The organism is Micromonospora sp. NPDC004336, from assembly GCF_053602615.1.
Genome location: NZ_JBSGDY010000266.1, coordinates 1 through 5434 on the forward strand (window position 1 = coordinate 1; position 5434 = coordinate 5434).

The following is a 5434-nucleotide window of genomic DNA, read 5'->3' on the forward strand; positions in this document are numbered from 1 at the left end:
GGCGGGCGCCCCGGCGCCGGTGGCCCGGCGGCGCCGCCCGCGGCGGGCGCCGGTCGCGGCGCGGCGGACGCGGGCCGCCCCGGCGCCGGCGGGCGCGTCTGGTCGAGCCCGCCGGCGGGTCGCCCGGCCACCGGCGACGGCGGGGAGCCGCGACCGCGGGGCGTCGATGGCTGACCGGCGCGCCCAGTTGGTCGACCGGGTCCGGGGCATGCTCGGCGAGGCCCTCGGCGCGGCCCGGACCCGGCTGTCGACGGCACAGGACGAGCTGACCGCCGCGCGGGAGCGGCTGGCGAAGGTGCGACGGGCCGCGGCGGCCGTGCCGGAACGGGTGGGCGCGCAACGGGACCGCCGGCTGGCCGAGATCGAGGACCGGCACGCGGCGCGCCTCGCCGAGCTGGCCCGCCGCGCCGCGGACGCGGCGCTGCGGGAGGCCCCCGGCGCCGCGTCCGCCGACTGGACGCGCTGGCGCCCGACCCCGGTGCGGCGGGCGGAGCCGCCGGGCGCGCTGCGGATCGGCACCGTACGCATCCCCGGCGCCGAACCGGTGCCGGCGCTGGTGCCGCTGCTCGACGCCGGCCACGTGGAGCTGACCGGAGACGACCGCGAGGGCGGCGAGGCGGTGGTCTCGGCGCTGCTGCTGCGGGCCGTCGGGCGGGCCGACCCGGGCACCGTCCGGCTGGTCGGCTACGACCCCGACCACCTGGGCGGCGGCCTGGCCGGCTTCGCCCCGCTCGGCACCGCCGGGCTGCTCACCTTCGTCGGCCCCGGCGGGCTGGCCCGGCTGCTGGACGACCTGGTGGAGCAGATCCGCCGGATCAACGAGACCGTGCTGGCCGGGGAGCACAGCTCGCTGCGCGAGCTGGCCGCCGCCACCGGCCGCCGGCCGGAACCGTGGCGGGTGGCGGTGCTGCTCGGCGGCGACGAGCTGTCCCGGCACGAACGCGGCCAGCTCGACCGGGTGGTCCGCACCGGGGCCGCCTGCGGGGTGCACCTGGTGGTCCGGGGCGTCGCGCTGCCCGACGACCGGACGGTGACCCGGGTGACGGTCGACCGGGACGCCACCCTGATCGGCGGGCTGTCCGTCCGGCTCGACCCGCCGCCGCCCGCGACCCTGGTCACCGAGACCTGCCGGGAGGTGGCGGCGCGGGTGAACGCCGGTCCCGCCCCCACCCCGTTCACCGACCTGCTGCCGCCGCCGGAGCGGATGTGGCGGGAGGACTCCGCCACCGGGCTGACCGCGCCGATCGGCGAGGGCCCGCACGGCCGGCCGGTGCTGCTCACCCTCGGCGACTACCCGCCGCACGCGCTGATCGGCGGCCCGTCCGGCACCGGCAAGACCAACCTGATCTTCGCCTGGATCGGCGCGCTGGCCGCCCGCTACTCCCCCGCCGAGCTGGAGTTCTATCTGCTGGACTTCAAGGAGGGCGTGTCCTTCGCCCGGTTCGCCCAGGGCCGGCGCGACCCGAGCTGGCTGCCGCACATGCGGCTGGTCGGGATCAACGTCAACACCGACCGGGAGTTCGGCCTGGCGCTGCTGCGCTTCCTCGCCGAGGAGCTGCGCCGGCGTGCCGACGCGGCGAAGAAGCACGAGGTCACCAAGCTCGCCGAGCTGCGGGCGGTCGACCCGACCGGGCACTGGCCGCGGATCGTGGCGGTGGTCGACGAGTTCCAGATGCTCCTGGCCGGGCGGGACGTGGTCGCCCGGGAGGCCGCCGACCTGCTGGAGGACCTGGCGCGGCGCGGCCGGTCCCAGGGCATCCACCTGGTGCTCGCCTCGCAGGACGTGCGCGGCATCGAGGCGCTGTGGGGGCGACCCGCCCTGGTGGCCCAGTTCACGCTGCGCATCGCCCTGCCCAAGGCGCTGCGGATCCTCGCCGAACGCAACGACGCCGCCCAGTCGCTACCCCGCCACCACGCGGTCGTCAACGCCGAGTCGGGCATGACCGAGGGCAACCAGGTCGCCCGGATCCCGTCGGCCAGCGACTGGGAGACGTGGAGCGAGCTGCAGCACCGGCTGTGGCGGATGCGACCGCAGGACGCCGCGCCGGCCCGGCTCTTCGACGGCGACGCGATCCCCCGGCTCGCCGACGCGCCGGACTTCCGGGCGCTCACCGCCCCGGAGACCGGGCATCCGCGTACGCCGGTCGCGCTGCTCGGCGAGATCATCGACGTGCAGGCGCGCTCGGCGGCGCTGCGGCTGCCCCGGGCCCCCGGCCGCAACCTGGCGGTGCTCGGCACCCGGGTGGACGAGGCGTGCGCGGTGCTCGACGCGGCGGCCCGCTCGCTGGCCCGCCAGCACCGGCCCGGCACGGCCCGGTTCTCCATCGCCTGCCTGGACCCGGACGCCGACCCGGCGGCCCGCTCGCTCTACGAGGACCTCGCCGACGACGCCGCCTGGTACGACGACGAGACCGTCGGCGAGCTGATGGCCGAGACCGCCGAGGGGCTCGGGGCGCCGGGCGTGCCGCACTACCTGCTGCTGTTCGCCGTGGACGCGGCGGCCGGGACCCTCGGGGCGCGGGTGGGTCGGCGCACCGGCCTGGAGGAGCTGCGCCGGATCCTGCACGACGGGCCGGAGCGGCGCACCCACGTGCTGGCCTGGTGGCGGGGCGTCGCCCGGATGCGCGCCGACCTGGGTGGACCGGCCGCGCGGACCGACCAGATCGGCGCCTGGGTGGCGCTGGACGCCCACGGGGGCGAGCTCGGCTCGTCGCTCTATCCGGGCACCGGCGGCCCGGACTGGTATCCCCGCCCCTGGCGCGGGCTGTTCTTCGACCGGGCGGTCCACCGCACCGGCCAGGTGATCATCCCCTACGGACCGTCGCGATGAACGAACCGGTGACCAGCGAGACGTACGCCGACCAGCTGCGGCGGCTGGCCGAGCTGACCGCGCGGGTACGCGCCCAGCGGGCCGAGGCGCACGCCTGGCACGCCCAGCAGTGCGCCGCCGCCGACCGGGCGGTGGCCGACGCCGAGGCCGCGCTCGCGCGCGCCGAGCGGGAACTCGTCGACGCCCGGGAGCTGCAGGAGCGGGTGGACGCCGAGGCCGCCCACCTGTGGCAGCAGCTGCGCGGCCGGCTGGGCGGCAGCGGCCGCCGGGCGGGCCGGCCTCCGGCCCCGACGCCCGGCGCCACCGCCGACCCGGTGCCGCTGCTCGACGGGGTACGGGAGCTGCTGAACCGCACCCGCCAGCCCGGTGACCTGCCGGGCTCGGTCAACCCGCTGCTGGCGCTCTGCGGGGTGGCCGGCGCCGTGCTCGCGTACGCCCTCGGAAGCGCGGCGCGGGCGGCGGGCGACCGGTACGGCGGCGAGCTCGCGGTCGGGCTGCCCGTGCTGGCCCTGGTGGTGACCCTGCTGGGCCCGCTGGTCGGCCTGGTGCCGGCGAAGGTGCTGGCGGACCGCCGGCACGCCGTGCTCGGCCCGCGCCCGATGGCGGTCGTGCTCGTCGCCGGCCTGGCGACCACCGCCGCGCTGCTGGTCGCCGGCCGCTGACCCGCCGGCCGGCCGACCCTGCGGGCAGCGCGCCGTCGATCGGGCCGGCCTCCGTTCGTGTAGACGGGAGAGGCCGGGCGACGCCGGCCACCCGACGAGAGGGAGCTGCGATGCCGAACTTCGTGCTCAACGTGATCCAGCCCGACGGCGACGCCCCGCCGCCGCCGGAGTTCCTCGAACCGATCATGCGGGACGTCCAGGCCGTCAACCAGGAGATGCGCCGCGGCGGCGTCTGGGTGTTCGGCGCCGGGCTGGCGCTGGCCCACACCGCCCGGGTGCTCCGGGTCCGCGACGACGAGACGTTGCTGACCGACGGCCCGTTCGCCGAGGGCAAGGAGCACGTCGGCGGCTTCACCGTGATCGACGTGCCGGACCTGGACGCGGCGCTGGGCTGGGCGGCGAGGCTGTCCCGGGCGACCACCCTGCCGATCGAGGTCCGCCCGGTCACGGCCCTGGACACCGCCTGACCCGGGCCTGCCCACGCGCGGGGCGCGGCCACCCGCCCGACCATGATCCGCGCAACTTCGGGGAAGATGCTGGCTCCCACCGGCGGGAGGCGACAACTTCCCCGAAGCTGCGCGGTCAGGCCCGGACCCGGCGCCGGCACGGCGTCGGCCCGGCGCGGCACGGCGTCGGCCCGGCGCGGCACGGCGTCGGCCCGGCGCGGGGCGGCGTCGGCCCGGCGCGGGGCGGCGCTCAGGCGGGGACCAGCACCGCCTCGCGCAGGAGGCGGCGGGCCAGGGTGATCCGGTCGGCGTCGTCGTCCAGGCCCGGCAGGTCGCCGACCCGGGCGGCCTCCCCGGTGAGCAGGGCGCGCACCGCCGGCTCGCATGTCGCGGGCAGCGTGATGGTGCGGTCGAACAGCCGCAGCGCCAGCCGGTCCCCCTGCGGGGCGAGCTGCCAACGCAGGCCGGGGCGCGGGGCCAGGCGGGTGTCGGCGTCCAGCGCGGCCAGCGCGGCGGCCTGGGCCAGCGGGCGGATCGGCGCGGGCCGGGCGGCCGGCCAGGCCCGCTGGCGCAGCCGCGCGGCCACCGCGGCCGGGTCGGCCCGCAGCAGCCAGTCCCGCAGCGCCTCGACCGTCTCGGTCAGCTCCGGCTCGATCGCGTCCGGGTCGGCGACGTCGGTGCCGAACGGCAGCGTGGCCCGCAGCCGCTGGTCCTCGGCGGCGAGGGCGAGCAGCTCCTCGACCAGCGCGTACCGGGTCAACGCCCGGACGCCGACGGTCAGGTGCAGCGAGCTGGACTCCTGCGCCTGCGCGCTGTGCAGCCAACCGCGGGGCAGGTAGAGGGCGTCGCCGGGGGCCAGCACCACGTCGAGCGCGGGCGGGCCGTCGGCGGTGGCGGCGACCTCGTCCGCCCGCCCGCCCCAGGGCTGCCGCTCCAGCGGGTCCGGCAGCACCGGCGGGTGGATCCGCCAGTGCTTGCGGCCGTCGACCTGCAGGACGAAGACGTCGTGGGTGTCGTAGTGGGTGGCGAAACCCTGGCTGCCGGCGGGGGTCAGGTAGGCGTTGACCTGCAACGGCTGCCCGACCGCCGCGCCGAGGTCACGAGCGAAGTCGATCAGGGCGGGCCAGGTGCGGTGCAGGCCCTGCAACACCAGGGTGGCCCCGCCGGCGTACAGCTCCAGGACCCGCTCGTCGAGGACCTGGTCGCCGATCTCGGCGCCGGCGCCGCCACCGCCGGTGAAGCGGGCCGCCGGGACGAGTTGGCCGTCCTTGGCGACGCGCAGGAACGGGCTGCGCAGGCCGCGCCGGCTGAGCAGGTCGTCGGCGTCGGCGGGGCTGAGCAGGTCGGTGAAGCCTGCGGCGTTGGGCAGCTCGTCGGCGCGCGACAGCAGCGGTGTGCGCCCCCAGTGGGCGGCGGCGAACTTCGCCGGCTCGACCGACACGCAGCGGGTCAGCGCCGCGGCGGCGGACGGAACCGCCGGGCGGCCGTGGCCGCCC

Annotated in this window: 4 protein-coding genes; 3 read left to right on the plus strand and 1 reads right to left on the minus strand. The window is 78.4% G+C overall.

What is annotated here, in order from left to right; all coding sequences use genetic code 11:
• Positions 1 to 166 precede the first annotated feature (166 nt).
• The 3 genes from ACWENR_RS29270 to ACWENR_RS29280 all read left to right on the plus strand — a co-directional run bounded on the left by ACWENR_RS29270 (position 167) and on the right by ACWENR_RS29280 (position 3959).
• The gene (locus ACWENR_RS29270; protein ID WP_452280179.1) at positions 167 to 2830 is read left to right on the plus strand and encodes an FtsK/SpoIIIE domain-containing protein; all 2664 of its coding nucleotides are present in this window, start codon (positions 167 to 169) and stop codon (positions 2828 to 2830) included.
• Positions 2827 to 3492, plus strand: a complete 666-nt coding sequence (locus ACWENR_RS29275) for a hypothetical protein (RefSeq protein ID WP_452280180.1) — start codon at positions 2827 to 2829, stop codon at positions 3490 to 3492. Before ACWENR_RS29270 ends, ACWENR_RS29275 begins: the two co-directional genes overlap by 4 nt.
• A gap of 110 nt (positions 3493 to 3602) precedes the next feature.
• Entirely contained in the window at positions 3603 to 3959 is a 357-nt protein-coding gene (locus ACWENR_RS29280) for a YciI family protein (protein WP_452280181.1), read from the plus strand.
• Between the two features lie 229 nt (positions 3960 to 4188).
• Here the strand turns inward: ACWENR_RS29280 and ACWENR_RS29285 are convergent.
• A partial coding sequence (locus ACWENR_RS29285) for a cupin domain-containing protein (protein ID WP_452280182.1) occupies positions 4189 to 5434 on the minus strand: 1246 nt, incomplete at its 5' end.

Coding starts and splice junctions, on each gene's coding strand:
- ACWENR_RS29275 (WP_452280180.1), top strand. CDS start 2,827: ATGAACGAACCGGTGACCAGCGAGACGTACGCCGACCAGCTGCGGCGG.
- ACWENR_RS29270 (WP_452280179.1), top strand. CDS start 167: ATGGCTGACCGGCGCGCCCAGTTGGTCGACCGGGTCCGGGGCATGCTC.
- ACWENR_RS29280 (WP_452280181.1), top strand. CDS start 3,603: ATGCCGAACTTCGTGCTCAACGTGATCCAGCCCGACGGCGACGCCCCG.